The organism is Comamonas sp. F1-6 (assembly GCF_039581415.1).
GTDB classification, from domain to species: Bacteria; Pseudomonadota; Gammaproteobacteria; order Burkholderiales; family Burkholderiaceae_C; genus Comamonas; species Comamonas thiooxydans.
Genome location: NZ_JBCPWN010000060.1, coordinates 1 through 1,436 on the forward strand (window position 1 = coordinate 1; position 1,436 = coordinate 1,436).

2 protein-coding genes and 1 pseudogene are annotated in these 1,436 nt (G+C 62.7%); all 3 read right to left on the reverse strand.

Annotation, left to right across the window (positions count from 1 at the left end):
• On the reverse strand, nucleotides 1-723 hold a 723-nt coding region (locus AAIL66_RS24265; protein ID WP_343497958.1), incomplete at its 3' end, for a phage tail sheath subtilisin-like domain-containing protein.
• 41 nt (nucleotides 724-764) lie between these two features.
• A complete protein-coding gene (locus AAIL66_RS24270; protein WP_343497959.1) occupies nucleotides 765-1,016 on the reverse strand; it encodes a hypothetical protein in 252 nt (83 codons plus the stop codon).
• A gap of 131 nt (nucleotides 1,017-1,147) precedes the next feature.
• Nucleotides 1,148-1,436: pseudogene (locus AAIL66_RS24275) on the reverse strand (hypothetical protein); the annotation flags it as partial.

Here is a 1,436-nt window from a genome sequence, read left to right on the forward strand (position 1 = left end):
TCCGTTGATGACGGCATTGCTGATGTTCTTGTGCCAGCCCACTTCCTGGTCCAGCTTGGCGCGCAGACCCAGGGCATAGGCGGGGGCTGCCAGGGTGACGGCAGCGCCTGTGCCCTCGGCGCCGCCTGTGCTGTCCCAGGCCATGAAGTTGGGCCACAGCACCATGACTTCACGCTGGCCGAATTCCTCGCGGTAGGTGGTGGCTTCTTCTTTGGTCTTTGCATAGCCGCCCGTGGCATCGCGTGCCGCCACATAGGTGAAGGCGCGTAGTTTCTGCGCAGCGCTGGCCAGGGCATTGGCCACGGCCTTGGTGTCCAGCTCGGGTGCGCCGATGATGCGGGGCTTTACGCCCAGCTCGGATTCCGCCGCCAGCAGTGCCTGGATGCCAGTGCGCTGGCCGGTGGCGGTCACGGTGCCGATGACGTTGGATGTGGTGGCTGCAATGTCTGCACCTTCTTCCACGCGCACCACGATTACAAGGGCGCGGGATTGGCCGCTGATGGCTGTCAGTGCCTTGGCCAGGGTGCCGCCCGCGCCGGCCTTGCCAATGCCGCCTGCAGGGTTGGTGAGCAGCACAGGGGTGTTGATGGGGAATGCTTCGTCATCGGCGTCCGGGGCCGTGGCCACCAGACCGATGACGGCCGTGGACGCCACGCGGATTGCCGCGCCTACGCCCGTAGTCTCGATGACGCGGACGCCATGGTGATATTCAGTTGCAGCCATGTGGCTTCCTTTGAATGAGGGGATGGAAGGGGTGAGGGCGCTCAGGCGGCCAATGCTGCAGGCGCGTCCTTGCAGGCAGTGCTATCCGACACTTCTGTGCTCGATTCGGCGTTGTCGGCTGCGGCGGTATCAGCGCCTTGGGTGTTGGCCTGGACTTGCACCTGGGCCTGCAGTTCGCCCAGCAGAGGGGCCACTTGCTTGTAAGGACGATCAGCCACGCAATCGAGAATGAAATGGGCGGCTTCTTGCGTGACGGTCAGCGTCACGATCTTGGGATTTGTCGTTTGAGACATGGGCTTTGCATAGGGGGTGGGTTGCTGGTCCCCTATGGTTGCGCCCGGTGCTTGAATGAGCCAGCGCGGCCCGTTGTGGCGGTGACTTGCACGCAGGCTCAATGAAAAAGACCCCTCGAAAGGGGCCTTTTTTATACGTTCACGCTTGCCGCATAGGTGAAAAGTTCGTCCAGATCGTTTTCGGACAGCTGCAGCAGCTGAGCCATGGCTTGCATGGTGGGGCTTTGCCGCTCCCACATGGTCGCCCGCTGGTAGCCGATCTTTGCGGTGTAGCGCTGCACCTCATCGGGGATGAGGGCGATTTCTGCCTGCACATCGTCTTCGGTGATGCGCTTGATGGCAAAGAGCGCGACAAGCCCTTGGGCGGGTGTGCAGACCCCAGGCGGCGGCAATGCCACTTTTTCCGGCGCGATGAATACT